Below are 13,631 nucleotides of genomic sequence, written 5' to 3'. Positions count from 1 at the left end.
AGGTCATGCCCAGACAGAAGCCGAAGGTGACCAGGTCATTGAAGCGGTCGAGCCACAGCCGGAACCTCGGGCCCACGGCGTCGTAGAGCACCTTGACCCGGATATGGCGGTTGGAGGCCAGCGCGGCCGGGCCGCCGAGACAGAAGCTGACCGCCACCAGCATGACCACGGTCTCGTGGACCCAGGAGGTGGGCGCGCCAAAGCCGTAGCGCATGATCACCTCATAGACGCTGATGGCCATGGCGATGAACACCAGCCAGGCGGCGAACTGGGCCACCCGGACCACGCCACGGTCGAACCGACTGCGCACCACATCGGGGGCACGCTCGGGCGTCTTGTCCGTTGACGGATCGGGTGATGGGTCGGGCCCAGGCCCTGCACGTGTCTCGTCACTCATGAGACATCCTCGACATTGATGTATCGCGACGCCCGTGATCTATCGCCCCAACGGGCGCGGGCATCGCAAGATGAAAAGGAGGGGGCGGTGCCTCGGCACCGCCCCGGATTCCACTGGCACACGCCAGCGAGGCTCACAGCAGGTTGTGGTTCTCGAGGTAGGCCACCACGGACTCGTAGAATTCCTGGGTGATCTCGTTCTTCTCGGCCCAGTTCTCCCACTCCTGCTTGGCGATATTGCGGAACGCCACGCGCTCCTCCTGCGGCAGGTCGATGATCTCGATATCCGGGTTCTGGCGAGCCTCGCGCACGGCTTCCATGTCGCGGGTCTTGAGCTCGGCCACCATCTCGTAGGCCAGGGCGTCGACCGAGGTCTCGAGGATGCCCTTCAAGTCATCGGAGAGGCTGTCCCAGACGTCCTTGTTGAGTGACACCGCCACCATCGGCAGCGAGTGGAAGCCCGGGTACAGCGGGTACGGCGCGAACTCGTGCAGCCCCTGGGCCTGGTTGGTGGCGAACACGGTGTAGTCGGCGGCGTCGATGACGCCCTTCTCGAGGCCGGTATAGACCTCGGAGCCCGGCAGGTTGACCGGAGTCGCGCCGGCGGCCTCGAAGATGTTGTAGACCATGCCCTCGGGTGCACGCAGCTTGAGGCCCTGCATGTCGTCGATGGAGCGCACCGGCTTGGTCGACGGCAGCGACTCGAGGCCGGTGGCGGCGGCGCCGATCAGGTGGACGCCGTAGGGTTCGACCAGCTTGTTGTAGAGCTCTTCGCCACCGGCGTTGTTCATGTAGTCGAGGAAGTCGTAGGGATCGCTCCAGGCGCCTACCAGGTTGCCGATCATGCCGAAGGCCGGGTTCTGGCCGGTGAAGTAGCTGGGGTCGGTCAGGTGGCCCTGAAGAATGCCGGACTGCACGGCCTGCAGGGTCTGGTTGGCCTGGACCACGGCGTTGACCGGCAGGATCTCGATGGAGATGCGGCCGTTGGACATGGTCTCGACGTTGTCGGCCCAGGCCTTCTTCATCTCGAACTGCGGCTCACCCGCAGTCTCGGAGGTCTGGAAGGTCCACTCGTACTCGGCCGCCTGGGCAGAGGTCGCCGTTGCCGCGAGGATCGCCGCGCCCAACGTCGTGAGCGCGGAACCAGAGAACTTGAGCTTGGTGCTTGCCATCATGGGAATCTCATCCTTCTTGTTGGCGAGTTGCAGGGAATTCGGGAGCGTCGAAGGTGGTCTCGATCGTGGCGGGCGACCTTGTCACCCCTTCGAGACCCAGGTCCTGCCCGGTGCGCTCCAGTACCGCGAGAGCCGCTCGGGCGGCTTCCTGCGGCTGGCGAAGCCGGATCGCCTCCATCACCCGGCGGTGACGATCCATGCTGTCGTTGAGCCTGTCGGCGCTGTGGTTGGAGCGTTCCACCAGCAGCGCGATGGCGGGTTTGAGAACGTGGCTGATCTGGGCCCACACCAGATTGTGCGATGCGGTAAAGATCGCCTCGTGAAAGGCCACGTCATACTCGTCGTGGCTCTTGCCATCAAAGCGTAGATCATCGTTGGCCAGCGCTTCGATCATGCCTTCATAGGCCGTCTCGATGGCCAGCAGATCGGCGGCAGTGGCGTGCTCGGCGGCGAGACGGGCGACAAAGGGCTCCACCGCCACGCGAAAGGCGAAGACTTCGCGCTGGATCACCGGATTGGGATGGGCAAAGCGCGCCAGCCAGCCGCTGACCCTGGGGTCCAGCAGGTGCCAGCCCTCCAGTGGTTGAACCCGAGATCCCTGGCCCGAGATCCGCGTGATCATGCCCGCCGCCACCAGCACCTGCAGCGCACTGCGCACGGTGGAGCGGCTGACTTCGAAGCGCTCGCACAGATCCACTTCCCTGGGCAGGAAGTCCCCCGGCGCATACTCACCGGCGAAGATCGCCTCGGCCAGGGCATCGGCGATGTCCGGGCGCGCGCGACGCGTGGAAGTGGAACTTGCCGACATGGCGCCATCCATACAGGGAACGAGAGAAATCGGACATGTAGCGCCGTGTGTCGGACGGTGCTACACGCTATGTCCGACATAGCTTGACGAAAACGTGTTTCAAACGCCTTTAGACTTTAGTCATGATTGGGTAGCGCCCTGCCGCCACGCCCTGCCCATGGCGCTCCTCGGGGAACCTCGCTGATTCGGCACAGTCGTAGTGGATAGACCTCGGACCCAGGAAGACAATCGCCCCCTTTACGAAACAGACCGACTGGTCTATTGTGGCGACCGTACACCTATCGATGATCACGGAGCGAGGCGTGATTCCGAGTGACACTCGGCCACGCTTCGCACTCTCCGGAACGACAGCCAATCGACTTCCGGTTCATCACGCAAAGGAGGCATGATGCAGTCGAACTACTACACCATCAGCGAGTATCCCACCGGCACCCCCAGCCAGGACGTCTTCAAGCTAAAGCAGCAGGACCTGCCGGCGCTGGCTGACGGTGAAGTGCGCATCCGCAATCGCTGGCTGTCGGTGGACCCCTACATGCGTGGGCGCATGAGCGGTGTCACCACCTATATCGAACCCTTCGAGCTCGAGGCACCGCTGGAAGGAGCCGCCGTCGGCGAGGTCATTGAATCCCGTGACGATCGTTTCAAGGTGGGTGACAAGGTCAGCCATATGGGTGGCTGGCGAGACGTGGCCCAACTGCCCGCCGACGGCGTGACCGCCCTGCCCGATCTGGACGTGCCGGAACAGACCTACCTGGGCGTGCTGGGCATGCCGGGGATGACCGCCTGGACCGGCCTGAATGCCATCGCCGAGATGCAGCAGGGTGACAATGTGCTGGTCAGCGCCGCCAGTGGCGCGGTGGGCTCTCTGGCGGTACAGCTGGCGAAGGCCAAGGGTGGTGTTGTGGTCGGCCTGGCCGGCAGCCAGAAGAAGCGCGACTGGCTCGAGTCCCAGGGCGTGATCGCGGTGGACTACCGCGACAAGGACGCCGCCACCCTCAGCGAGGATCTGGCCAAGGCCTGCCCGGACGGTTTCGATGTCTACTACGAGAACGTCGGCGGTGTCTGCCTGGAAGCTGCGCTGAACAACCTTAGGGTCGGCGCCCGCATCGCCGTGTGCGGCATGATTTCCCGCTACAACGATGAAGGCCCGGCACCGGGACCGGCCAACCTGGCGATGATCCTGATTCGCCGAGCGCGTATGCAGGGCTTTATCGTGTTCGAGCACTGGGACAACTACCCGGCCTTTCTCAAGGACGTCGGTCCCAAGGTCGCGGCCGGAGAGATCGACTACCAGGAGACCGTGCGCGAGGGCCTCGAGGCCACGCCGGAAGCCTTCCTCGACCTGTTCAAGGGGGCCAACACCGGCAAGATGCTGGTGCGCCTGGGCTGATTGCCCTTGCTGGACGATTGACCCAGACACCGCCTACGGGCGGTGTCTGTGGTTCAGCGCTGCCTCGAACGACAGGCGCGCCATCAACGGCCACGGCTGGCAATCATCACGCCGGACACCACCATCAGCATGCCCACCGCCGTGACCCCGCCGATCGTCTCGTCCAGCGCCCACCAGGCCAGCGCCGTGGCCGCCACCGGGGTAAGCGAGCCCAGCGCCGAGGTCGCCTCGGCCCCCAGCCGTCGAATCGCGATGCCCATCAGCAGGCCAGACCCCAGCCCCACCAGGATGCCCTGCACCACCAACTGCACCAGCCACTCCTTCGTGGGCACCAGATGCAGGGACAGCCCCCCCGCCCCGCTCGCCTCGAGCCCGATCACCGTCAGCACAATGACCAGTCCACTGGGCACCGTGACCACCGCCGTGGCCTCGAGCGCCGACAGACCGCTCTGACGCACGCTGAGCGTGAACACCGCCCACATCACGCTGGACAGCAGGAACATGCCCTGCCCCAGCAGCAGGCTCTGCGAGCCCTGTCCCCCGGACGCCAGCAGACAGACGACGCCGAGTCCAATAGCGACCAGTCCGGCGGCACGCCCCCGCGACAACGGCTGAGCGAAGACCCAAACCGCCAGGGTACTGACGAACAGCGGCGCTGCCCCGGGTATCAGGGTGCTGCCGTGGGCCACCGGGGCCAGCCCCATGCCCACCGCCCCCAGCAGGAAGAAGGGAATGCCGGCGCCTGCCATCATGCCGACCAGCCACACCGGGTTGACCGCCAGCAGACGCTGGCGCCGACGCAGCGCCAACGGCAACAGCGCCAGGCCAGGCACGGCGTAGCGAAACAGGGTCAGGTCGAGCGTTCCCAGCGGTGACAGCGCCCCTTGGCGAAGCGACAGGAAGTAGCACGACCAGATCAGCACCGCCCCCAGCGCAGCGGCGACCCCCAACAGGGCGCGCCGGGGAGAGGCGACAAGCGGTGCCACCTGGGTCAAGGAAGACGACATGACGGGACTCCGTGAGGTTCGACGGGCGCCTGAACCAGCACCCTGCTGACCCTCAGTCTGCCGCCAACGGTCGGGCAAATGCAGGCAAAGACTCCGACGCGCTGGACCCATATTGGCAGGACATGCCAATATTTTTCTTCGACCCGCAAGATTGAGCCAATCCGTTGAAAAAACTGGACCGTATCGATCGCCATCTGCTCGCCCTGCTCCAGCAGGATGCACGACTCACCAGCCACCAACTGGCCGAGCGGGTGGGGCTGTCGCCGTCACCCTGCGCCAGGCGCATACGCCGGCTGGAGCAACAGCGGCTGATCCAGCGCTACCGCGCCGAGCTGGACCGCGAACGCCTGGGGCTGGGGCTGACGGTGTTCGTCCACGTCAAGCTCAGCCGCCACCAGGACGCCCTGGTGGAAGCCTTCGAAGCCGCCGTGGCAGACATGCCCGAAGTCATCGAGTGCCACACCGTGTCCGGTGCCTTCGACTATCTGCTGCAGATCGTCAGCGCCGACCTGAAAGGCTACGAGCGCTGGGTGCGACAGCTGCAGACCCTGCCCATGGTCAATACCGTGGATTCGAGCTTTGCCATCCGTGCCGTCAAGCGCGCCGGCGCCCTGGATCTGCGCGACGCCCGTCCGCCTGACGACGATTCGTAAGGCTCCGCACGAGGATCCGCTGCACAGCCCCACCAGGCAGACGTCACCTCAGCCGGTGATCAAGGCTGACGCAGCTTCGCCAGCATCGAGCCTAGCTGACGTCGGCGCTTCACTTCGGCGTCATCAATCGTCAAGCTAGGGTCGATATTGTTGCCGTCCGGGCCCACGTACCGCCACCCAGGAGAGTTGCATGCCGACCCCGCCCGCTCCCCCACGCCTGACCCTGGAGGTCTTCAGCGATCTGCGCTGCCCGTTCTGCTACCTGGAGTTGCCCGAACTGGAGGCGCTGGAAGACAGGTTTGGTCATGACATCCGCATCGTCTGGCGCCCCTTCGAGCTGCGCCCCGAGCCGGAACCTGCCCTCGACCCCCACTGCGACTACCTGAACGAGCTGTGGCGAGACGCGGTGCTGCCGATGGCTCAGGAGCGAGGTCTGAGCATGCGCCAGCCGAACATCCAGCCACGCTCGCGTCTGGCTCTGGAAACGCTGGCCTGGGCCGAGCGCCGCTATCGCGACACCCCGTCAGCCAGCCAGGTCGCTGCGCTGCGAAAGGCCCTGTTCAGCGGCTTCTTCGAAGATAGCCTGGACCTGTCGGATCCCGGCGCCCTGGCCGAGATCGCCAATCAACTGGGGCTAGACGGCGCGGCACTCGAGGCGAGTCTTGCCGCCGGTGAAGACCGCGAGGCGGTACAAGCTTCCCGCGAGGAAGGTCAGGCGCTGGGGGTTCACGGCGTTCCGGCGCTGCGCTTTCTGGTCGACGGCGAACTCGCCGGCATCCTGTCCGGCGCCCAACCCAGGCGCCAGCTCTTTCTGGCGGTGGAACGCCTGCAGGATGCCCTGCGCCAGCATGAGGGCAAAAGGACGTCATGAATAACCGCACGCGTCCGGTGGTGGTGATCGGTGGCACCGGCCTTGTCGGTGCTGCCGTGGTGCGCGAGCTCTACTTCGCGGGCCATGCGGTCCGCGTGGTGGCCCGCCACCCGAGACTTCCGGAAGAGGTGGAAGACGGCGATCCGGTCGAGGCGATCCAGGCGGATATCGAGGATCCGGAGAGCCTCAAGGCGGCCCTTGAGGGGGCCAGCGCGGTGATCAATGCGGTCAGCCTCTACCGCGAGAGTGGCAAGCGCAGCTTCGAGCAGGTGCATATCGAGGGCGCCGCCAGGCTGGCGCGACTCGCCCGGGAGGCGGGCATCGATCGCTATGTGCTGCTGTCCGGCATCGGCGCCCGGCTCGATTCGCCCTCGCCCTACGTGCGCGCCAGGGCGAGAGGCGAACAGGCGGTGATGGGCGAGATACCTCGCGCGGTCATCGTTCGCCCCAGCGCCCTCTATGGCCAGCAGTCAGGCCTGGTGGCGACCCTGGCAAGGCTGGCAAAAATGCCGCTGGTGCCGCTGTTTGGCGCCGGAGAGATGCGCCTGCAACCGCTCCACGTGGGTGATCTGGCCAGCGCCCTGGCACGCCTGGCCACCCGGGCGAGCCTGCCCAGGGCGCTTTACGAACTGGGCGGGCCCGACCCGCTGCGCTACCGCGATCTGGTCACCCGGGTGGCGCGACACCTCGGCAGAGAGCCCAGGTTCATCAAGGTCCCCCTGCCCCTGTGGCACGCCCTGGCACTGGCCCTTTCGCCCTTGCCCTCGCCGCCGCTGACCCGCGATACCCTGTGGCTGATCAGCGAGGACAACCTGGTCGCCAACGGCGTCGGCAGCTTCGCCGACCTGGGCCTCAATCCGCGCAGCCTGCGTGACAGCCTGCCGCACTGCCTGCCAACGCAGGCGGGCTGAGTCCGACGGACGGGCCGCGATGGCCCCGACCCGATGCCGCCGGGACTTGGCGTTAGATAACCGCTTCAGGCGTCGCCCATGTTCGCCATCAGGCTCGGCTGCACCACCTCGATCCAGTAGCCGTCCGGGTCCTTGACGAAGACCACGTCCTTCAGCTTGCCCTGCTCGGGGCGCTTGATGAACTCGACGTCGTTTTCATCGAACCAGGCCACCGCCGCGTGCAGATCCGGCACCGCAAAGCAGATATGACCAAAGCCCTGGGGCTCGGCGTTGCCGTCGTGGTAGATCCGCCCTTCCTGCTCCTCGCTGCCCCAGTTGTGGGTAAACTCGAGCAGTCCGCGCTGCTGAAAGGTCCAGGTGGAGCGGGCAGCGGCGTCCTCGGGAACCTGATCATCCGCCTCGAGGTTGGCGAGAAAGTACAGCGAGAACTGCATTTCCTCGAAGTCCAGGCGCCTCAGCACGCTCATGCCGAAGACCCGTGAATAGAACGCCAGGGACACCTCGGGATCCTTGACCCTCAGCATGCTGTGATTGAGGCGAAAACCGCGCGTGGCCTCGGGGGCCGGCTCCACGCCGGGGTGCTGTTCGCCTTGGAAATTGTCGTGCATCTCGGTCTCCTTGGATGAGGGGTCGATTGTCGTTCAGGGGTCGTCAGATCGCCTGCTCGGCCATCTGCTGCGCGATATATTCTGCCTGACGCAGGGCCAGCGAGACGATGGTCAGGGTCGGGTTTTCCGACGCCGAGGTGGTGAACTGACTGCCATCGGAGATGAACAGGTTCGCCACCTCATGGGTCTGGCCGTAGCCGTTGCAGACGCCGTCCTCGGGGCGCTCGCTCATGCGGCAGGTACCCAGGTTGTGGGTCGAGGGATAGGGCGGCACCTCGTAGACATCCCGCGCCCCCACCGATTCGTACAGCGCCTTGCCCTGCTGATACCCGTGCTGCCTCATGGCCACGTCGTTGGGGTGATCGTCGTAGTGCACGTTGGCCACCGGCAGGCCGAAACGATCGGTCACCTCCGGGTTCAGGGTGATGCGGTTGCTGGCCTGGGGCAGATCCTCCCCCACCAGCCACATCCCGGCCATATGATCATACTGGTCCATCGCGCCGGCGAAACGCTCGCCCCAGGCGCCGGGATCGAGGAAGGCAGCCATGAACGGCAGCCCCAGCGACAGCGTCTCCATCTCGTAGCCACCGACAAAGCCCCGCGACGGATCATGGCGCGCCTCATCGGAGATGATGCCGGCCATGGTGGTGCCGCGATACATGTGCACCGGCTCGTCGAAGGTGGCGTAGACCGACCCCGTCATATGGCGCATGTAGTAGCGTCCGACCTTGTCTGCCCCATTGGCAAGCCCCTTGGGGAAACGACTGCTCGTGGAATTCAACAACAGCCGCGGCGTCTCGATGGAATTGCCGGCCACCGCCACCACCCGGGCCTTCTGTCGCTGTTCGCGGCCCTCGCTATCAAAGTAGACCACCGCCTTGGCACGACCCTCGTCGTCATGCTCGATACGCGCCACATGCGACTCGGGCCGCAACTCCAGGTGTCCCGTGGCGATGCCTCTGGGCAGCTCGGTATAGAGCGTCGACCACTTGGCCTGGGTCTTGCAGCCCTGGAAGCAGAAGCCGCGCTGCTGGCAGGGCGCCCGGCCATCGCGGATCTCGCTGTTGATGGCCATATGGCCGGTGTTGCAGGAATAGCCGAGCTTCTGCGCCCCGGCGTACATCACCTTGAAATTGTTGTTGCCCGGCAGCCCCTTGTTGTCGTGGGTGCGGGTCACCCCCATGCGCGCCTCGGCACGATCGTACCAGGGTGCCAGTTCCTCGTAGGACAGCGGCCAGTCGAGCAGGTCAGCGCCGTCCACCGCGCCATAGTGACTCAGGGCCTCGAACTCGTGGGGCTGGATGCGCAGGCTGGCACCGGCCCAGTGCACCGTGGTGCCGCCCACCGACTTGACGATCCAGGCCGGCAGATTGGGAAAGTCCCGTGCCAGCCGCCAGCTTCCCGAGGTGGTCCTCGGGTCCAGCCAGGAAAGCTGGTTGAAGGCGCCCCACTCGTCGGCCAGAAAGTCCGAGGTGGTGTGCAGCTTGCCCGCTTCCAGTACCACCACGTCGATGCCCTGCTGGGCCAGTTCGTTCGCCAGGGTGCCTCCACCGGCCCCCGAGCCGATCACTACCACCACACTGTCATCGTCCAGCGCAAAGGTCTTCTGACTGTCGGTCATGGCCATGACGACGTCTCCTCATCGGTCCGTATTGTTAGTTGTTGTCTGTTGTTGTCTGTTGTTGTCTGTAGCTGGCTGTTGTTGTCCGTGGCTGTCGCCAGCGGTCACCGACGCTCGCCTCACCCGCCGCGACAGCGTCAGCCCGGTACTTCATGGGGCAGGTAGCCGCCCTCGGGCCGGGGCGGATCCGGCAGCCAGTCCAGGTCATTGAAGCCCTTGGTCAGGTAGCCGGGATTGCCCGCCTCACCCTCGTAGCCGAAGTGGGCGTAGGCCAGATCGTTGTCATAGAGCGAGACGACGGCGTCGCCGCGCACCAGTTCGAAGAATGGCGAGCCGGCCCGCGCTTCCAGCAAGGCGAAACGCTCGCTCGGCGACAGCGATAGCCAATCACCACCCGCCTCACGGTCGAGCACATCGATACCTTCGGCTACCAGGGCCGCGACCTGGGGATCGGCGGCCTTGGTGTCCAGACTCTTGACCACGAGGGCGTAGACCGCGTCTTCAAGGTCTGGGTGAGGGAAGATGTGACGCGTCATCGCCAGCAGCACCTGGCCCTGGCGACTGGTCAGGGTTTCAAGGGACATGGCCCAGCTACGACTGGGCGCCAGCAGGGCGATGGGACCGGAGGCCATCGCCAGTGTGCCCATCAGCACACCACCGCTGGCCTTGAGAAAGACACGACGAGAAAAAGCGCTACCCTTCATAGCAGGACTCCTTGCCCCAGGCCGTAGAATTCAGATTCGACAAGCGCCACATGCGACACTGCGTCTCTCCAAAGCCTATGTCGCCTCCGCCTACGGCGGGTAACACTGGGGTACTACGTCGACCATGGTCTAATGCTCCTTGACGCAAGAGCCAGGCAGGGTCAGAAGACGGCATCATCGATAACGACCGGACGCCAGCGAGAGGACCACGCCATGTGCCATATGTACGCCTCCACCGACCCTGCCAAGTACGAGTGCACCACCCGTTCCATCCGCCTGCAGGGCTCGGTGACCAGCGTCAGACTGGAAAACGAGTTCTGGGATATCCTCAACGAGATCGCCGCCGGCCAGAATCTGACCACGGTTCAGTTCATCAGCGAGCTGCATCAGGAGGTGATCGAGATCCGTGGTGAGGTGCCCAATCTGGCATCGCTGTTGCGGGTGGCCTGCGCTGTCCACCAGCAGAATGCCATTCAGGGTAATGTCGTCCAGGGGAGTGCTGCCCAACAGAATGTCGCCCAACAGAATGCCGCCCAACCCGCTGTCGAACGCCTGTCTCGGGCATCGCTGGGCATAAACTGAAACGGCGCCGGGTAAAGGGGCTCACCGACACCTCGTTCGGCCTCACATGTCTGGCCTGAGGCGCCATTGAGAACAGCACCTTTCTTGATGCGACTAAAGTCTATATCTTTTTTCTCGAAAACTACGCCTTATCTCAATCTTTTCTCTACGCTCCTTGTCATACGCGGCAATTCGTGAAGAATGGCCTCCGCATTCCTACCCAATGGACAATTTGACATGGATTCCATCGCCACCTGGTTCAACGATGCCGTCTCCGTCGGCAACGGCCTGATCTGGGGTAAACTGCTCGTTTACCTGTTGATCGGCGCCGGTCTCTACTTCACCGTCATGACCCGCGGCATCCAGTTCCGCTTCTTCGGCCATATGTTCGCCCTGCTCAAGGGATCCCGTGATGGCGGCGAGGGCATTTCCTCCTTCCAGGCCCTGTCCACCAGCCTGGCGGCCCGTGTGGGTACCGGCAATCTGGCGGGTGTCGCCGTGGCCATCTATCTGGGCGGCCCCGGCGCCATCTTCTGGATGTGGATGACCGCGCTGGTCGGCATGGCCACCAGCTTCGTCGAGTCCACCCTGGCCCAGGCCTACAAGGTCGACCACGGCGACAAGACCTTCCGCGGCGGCCCGGCCCGCTACATCGAGCGCGGGCTCGGTCAGCGCTGGATGGCGGTCGCCTTCTCGATCTGTTTGATCATCGCCTTCGGTCTCGCCTTCAACAGCGTCCAGGCCAACTCCATCGCCCAGGCCATGGAGCAGGCATTCAACATCCCGACCTGGATCGTCGGCATCGCCCTGCTGGTGGGGGTTACCCCGATCATCTTCGGCGGCCTGCGCTCCATCGCCAAGGTGGCGGAGCTGATCGTGCCGCTGATGGCACTGCTCTACCTGATCCTCGCTCTGGTGGTGGTGGCGCTGAATATCGATGAGCTGCCGAGCGCCATCGCGTTGATCTTCAACAGTGCCTTTGGCCTCGAAGAAGCCGCCGGCGGTGCAGTGGGCTACGCCGTGGCCCAGGCCATGATGCAGGGCATCAAGCGCGGCCTGTTCTCCAACGAGGCCGGCATGGGTTCCGCCCCGAACGTGGCCGCCACCGCCAGCACCCGACCGAACCATCCGGCGGCCCAGGGCTTTATCCAGATGCTCGGCGTGTTCTTCGACACCCTGGTGATCTGTACCGCCACCGCCGCGGTGATCATCCTGTCGGAGCCGGCGCTGCAGAGCGGTGACGCGCCCAACGGCATCCAGCTGACCCAGGTCGCGCTGTCCGAGCACGTGGGTGACTGGGGCGGCATGTTCGTGGCCATCGCCATCCTGCTGTTCGCCTTCACCTCGCTGATCGCCAACTACTCCTACGGTGAATCCAACATCGAGTACCTGGCGGGCTCGCGTCGCTCTGCGGGCGCGGTGTTCATCTATCGCCTGGCGGTGCTGGCGATGATCATGATCGGCTCGATCGCCCAGCTCGGCACCATCTGGAACTTCGCCGACCTGTCCATGGGCATGATGGCACTGATCAACCTGACCGCCATCCTGCTGCTCTCGCCGCTGGCCTTCGCCCTGTTCCGCGACTACGAGCGTCAGCTCAAGGCCGGCCAGGAGCCGACCTTCAACCCGGACGAGTTCCCCAAGCTCAAGGGCAAGGTGGACCCAAGCGCCTGGCCGAGCTTGAGCAACAAGGCCTCGCAGGCCTCATCCTCTGAAGCGCCCAAGGGCAGCGGAAAGGACGCCTGATCAGGCGCTGGACCAGCAAGACCGCAGGGGCCGCTTGAGCCCCGGCACCAACAACGCCACGGCCCATGCCGTGGCGTTGTCGTTTCCGACGGCCGGACACGGGCCGTCTCGTCAGGCCAGGCACCGTTGCGCCCCGATCGTCCCTACGCCCTGGGCAGCGGCGCGTCGTCCTCGTCCAGGGCACCGTCGAGAAAGTCGAGCAGTGCCCGTACCGACGGTAACTGTCCGCGGCGGCTGGGGTAGACCGCGTGGATCAGTCCGGCCCGAGGCTCCCAGCCCGGCAACACGTCCACCAGACGCCCGGCGCACAGATCGGCGCCCGCGGCCACCAACGGCAAGCGTGCCACCCCCTGGCCATCGAGCCCCGCCCGGTGCAAGAGCCCCACGTCGTCGGTCACCAGCCGAGGCCGATGCTCGATGATTCGCTCCTCGCCGCCGGGACCGTCCAGGCGCCAGCGATGGCGCCGGTCCGGTTCCTCGAAGTCGAGACTGGGCCAATCGCTCAAGGCTTGCGGCGCTTCCGGCATCCCCAGGCGCGCCACAAGATCCGGTGATGCCAGCAGCCGCTGGGGGCTGCGCGATAGCCTGCGCATCACCAGTTCGCTGTCTTCCAGCGGCGGATAGCGTACCCGGATCGCCAGGTCGAAGCCTTCTCGCACCACGTCGACGCGGCGACTGGTCGCCACCACGTCCAGGTCGATGCGGGGGCAGCGACGCAGGAACTCGGAAAACAGCGGCGTGAACAAGGTGGCGAGAAGGCTCGGCGGACAGCTCAGGCGAATGCGCCCGCGCGGTTCGGCCTGGTGGCGCTCGACCACCTCCACCGCCGCCTCGGCCTGCCACAGCATGGCCTGGCAGTGCTGATAGAAGGCCTGGCCCAGTTCCGTGACCACAAACTGACGGGTGGAACGCTGAATCAGGCGGGTATCGAGGCGTGCCTCCAGCGCCGCGATACGTCGGCTGAGCCGTGACTTGGGCAGCCCCAGGGCGCGGCCCGCCGGAGCAAAACCGCCGTGGTCCACCACCTTGACGAAATAGAAGAAGTCATTGAGATCCTGCACGGCTCGGGTCCTGTCGAGGGTGATTGAGCGCACCATCGTTCCACATATGCAACGATGCGTCCGAATTTTGCCTACTACCGCCTCCATCGTCTCGATTCTATGCTGTCACCATTGCGGAT

General features: G+C 65.1%; 14 protein-coding genes. 6 read left to right on the top strand and 8 right to left on the bottom strand.

Translation table 11 applies throughout. From position 1 onward, the window contains the following. The 3 genes from C9F12_RS13025 to C9F12_RS13015 form a co-directional block, all read right to left on the bottom strand. Positions 1-397: TRAP transporter small permease subunit (locus C9F12_RS13025; protein ID WP_162816476.1), on the bottom strand; the 397-nt coding region annotated here is incomplete at its 3' end. A 133-nt stretch (positions 398-530) separates the two neighbouring features. Next, the gene (locus C9F12_RS13020; RefSeq protein ID WP_108449155.1) at positions 531-1,571 is read right to left on the bottom strand and encodes a TRAP transporter substrate-binding protein; all 1,041 of its coding nucleotides are present in this window, start codon (positions 1,569-1,571) and stop codon (positions 531-533) included. A gap of 7 nt (positions 1,572-1,578) precedes the next feature. Continuing rightward, positions 1,579-2,379 (bottom strand): FadR/GntR family transcriptional regulator, encoded by an 801-nt coding sequence (locus C9F12_RS13015; RefSeq protein ID WP_045995058.1) that lies wholly within the window; start codon positions 2,377-2,379, stop codon positions 1,579-1,581. 388 nt (positions 2,380-2,767) lie between these two features. Here C9F12_RS13015 and C9F12_RS13010 point away from each other — a divergent pair, with 388 nt between their 5' ends. Further along, a complete protein-coding gene (locus C9F12_RS13010) occupies positions 2,768-3,769 on the top strand; it encodes an NADP-dependent oxidoreductase (RefSeq protein WP_108449154.1) in 1,002 nt (333 codons plus the stop codon). An 83-nt stretch (positions 3,770-3,852) separates the two neighbouring features. Here the strand turns inward: C9F12_RS13010 and C9F12_RS13005 are convergent, their stop codons facing one another. Continuing rightward, positions 3,853-4,776 carry a DMT family transporter gene (locus tag C9F12_RS13005; protein ID WP_162816475.1) on the bottom strand — a complete coding sequence of 308 codons (924 nt, stop codon included), beginning with the start codon at positions 4,774-4,776 and terminating at the stop codon, positions 3,853-3,855. Between the two features lie 164 nt (positions 4,777-4,940). Between C9F12_RS13005 and C9F12_RS13000 the strand changes: the two genes are divergently transcribed. The 3 genes from C9F12_RS13000 to C9F12_RS12990 all read left to right on the top strand — a co-directional run bounded on the left by C9F12_RS13000 (position 4,941) and on the right by C9F12_RS12990 (position 7,211). Continuing rightward, entirely contained in the window at positions 4,941-5,429 is a 489-nt protein-coding gene (locus C9F12_RS13000) for an Lrp/AsnC family transcriptional regulator (protein ID WP_205254686.1), read from the top strand. A gap of 190 nt (positions 5,430-5,619) precedes the next feature. Next, positions 5,620-6,300 carry a DsbA family protein gene (locus tag C9F12_RS12995; RefSeq protein ID WP_108449152.1) on the top strand — a complete coding sequence of 227 codons (681 nt, stop codon included), beginning with the start codon at positions 5,620-5,622 and terminating at the stop codon, positions 6,298-6,300. Then, a complete protein-coding gene (locus tag C9F12_RS12990; RefSeq protein WP_108449151.1) occupies positions 6,297-7,211 on the top strand; it encodes a complex I NDUFA9 subunit family protein in 915 nt (304 codons plus the stop codon). Before C9F12_RS12995 ends, C9F12_RS12990 begins: the two co-directional genes overlap by 4 nt. A 65-nt stretch (positions 7,212-7,276) precedes the next feature. Here C9F12_RS12990 and gloA read toward each other — a convergent pair whose 3' ends face one another. From gloA to C9F12_RS12975, 3 genes are all read right to left on the bottom strand, one after another. Further along, positions 7,277-7,819, bottom strand: a complete 543-nt coding sequence (gloA, locus tag C9F12_RS12985; RefSeq protein WP_045995063.1) for a lactoylglutathione lyase — start codon at positions 7,817-7,819, stop codon at positions 7,277-7,279. Positions 7,820-7,862: 43 nt separating this feature from the next. Continuing rightward, complete coding sequence (locus C9F12_RS12980) at positions 7,863-9,446, bottom strand: GMC family oxidoreductase (RefSeq protein ID WP_108133313.1); 1,584 nt, start codon at positions 9,444-9,446, stop codon at positions 7,863-7,865. 131 nt (positions 9,447-9,577) lie between these two features. Next, on the bottom strand, positions 9,578-10,144 hold the full coding sequence (locus C9F12_RS12975) for a tat (twin-arginine translocation) pathway signal sequence (RefSeq protein WP_045995064.1): 567 nt from the start codon (positions 10,142-10,144) through the stop codon (positions 9,578-9,580). Between the two features lie 213 nt (positions 10,145-10,357). Between C9F12_RS12975 and C9F12_RS12970 the strand changes: the two genes are divergently transcribed. Continuing rightward, the gene (locus C9F12_RS12970; RefSeq protein WP_108449150.1) at positions 10,358-10,726 is read left to right on the top strand and encodes a ribbon-helix-helix domain-containing protein; all 369 of its coding nucleotides are present in this window, start codon (positions 10,358-10,360) and stop codon (positions 10,724-10,726) included. Positions 10,727-10,942: 216 nt separating this feature from the next. Further along, positions 10,943-12,451: a sodium:alanine symporter family protein gene (locus C9F12_RS12965; protein ID WP_108449149.1), complete on the top strand. Its 1,509-nt coding sequence runs from the start codon at positions 10,943-10,945 to the stop codon at positions 12,449-12,451. A 143-nt stretch (positions 12,452-12,594) separates the two neighbouring features. Here C9F12_RS12965 and C9F12_RS12960 read toward each other — a convergent pair whose 3' ends face one another. Continuing rightward, positions 12,595-13,512, bottom strand: coding sequence for a LysR substrate-binding domain-containing protein (locus tag C9F12_RS12960; protein ID WP_108449148.1), 918 nt, complete (start codon positions 13,510-13,512; stop codon positions 12,595-12,597). Between the last annotated feature and the right edge of the window lie 119 nt (positions 13,513-13,631).

It is taken from the genome of Halomonas sp. BN3-1, assembly GCF_003056325.1.
GTDB lineage: Bacteria > Pseudomonadota > Gammaproteobacteria > Pseudomonadales > Halomonadaceae > Halomonas > Halomonas litopenaei.
Note: the sequence above shows the minus strand (reverse complement) of the source record. Positions and strands in the feature narration are given on the sequence as shown.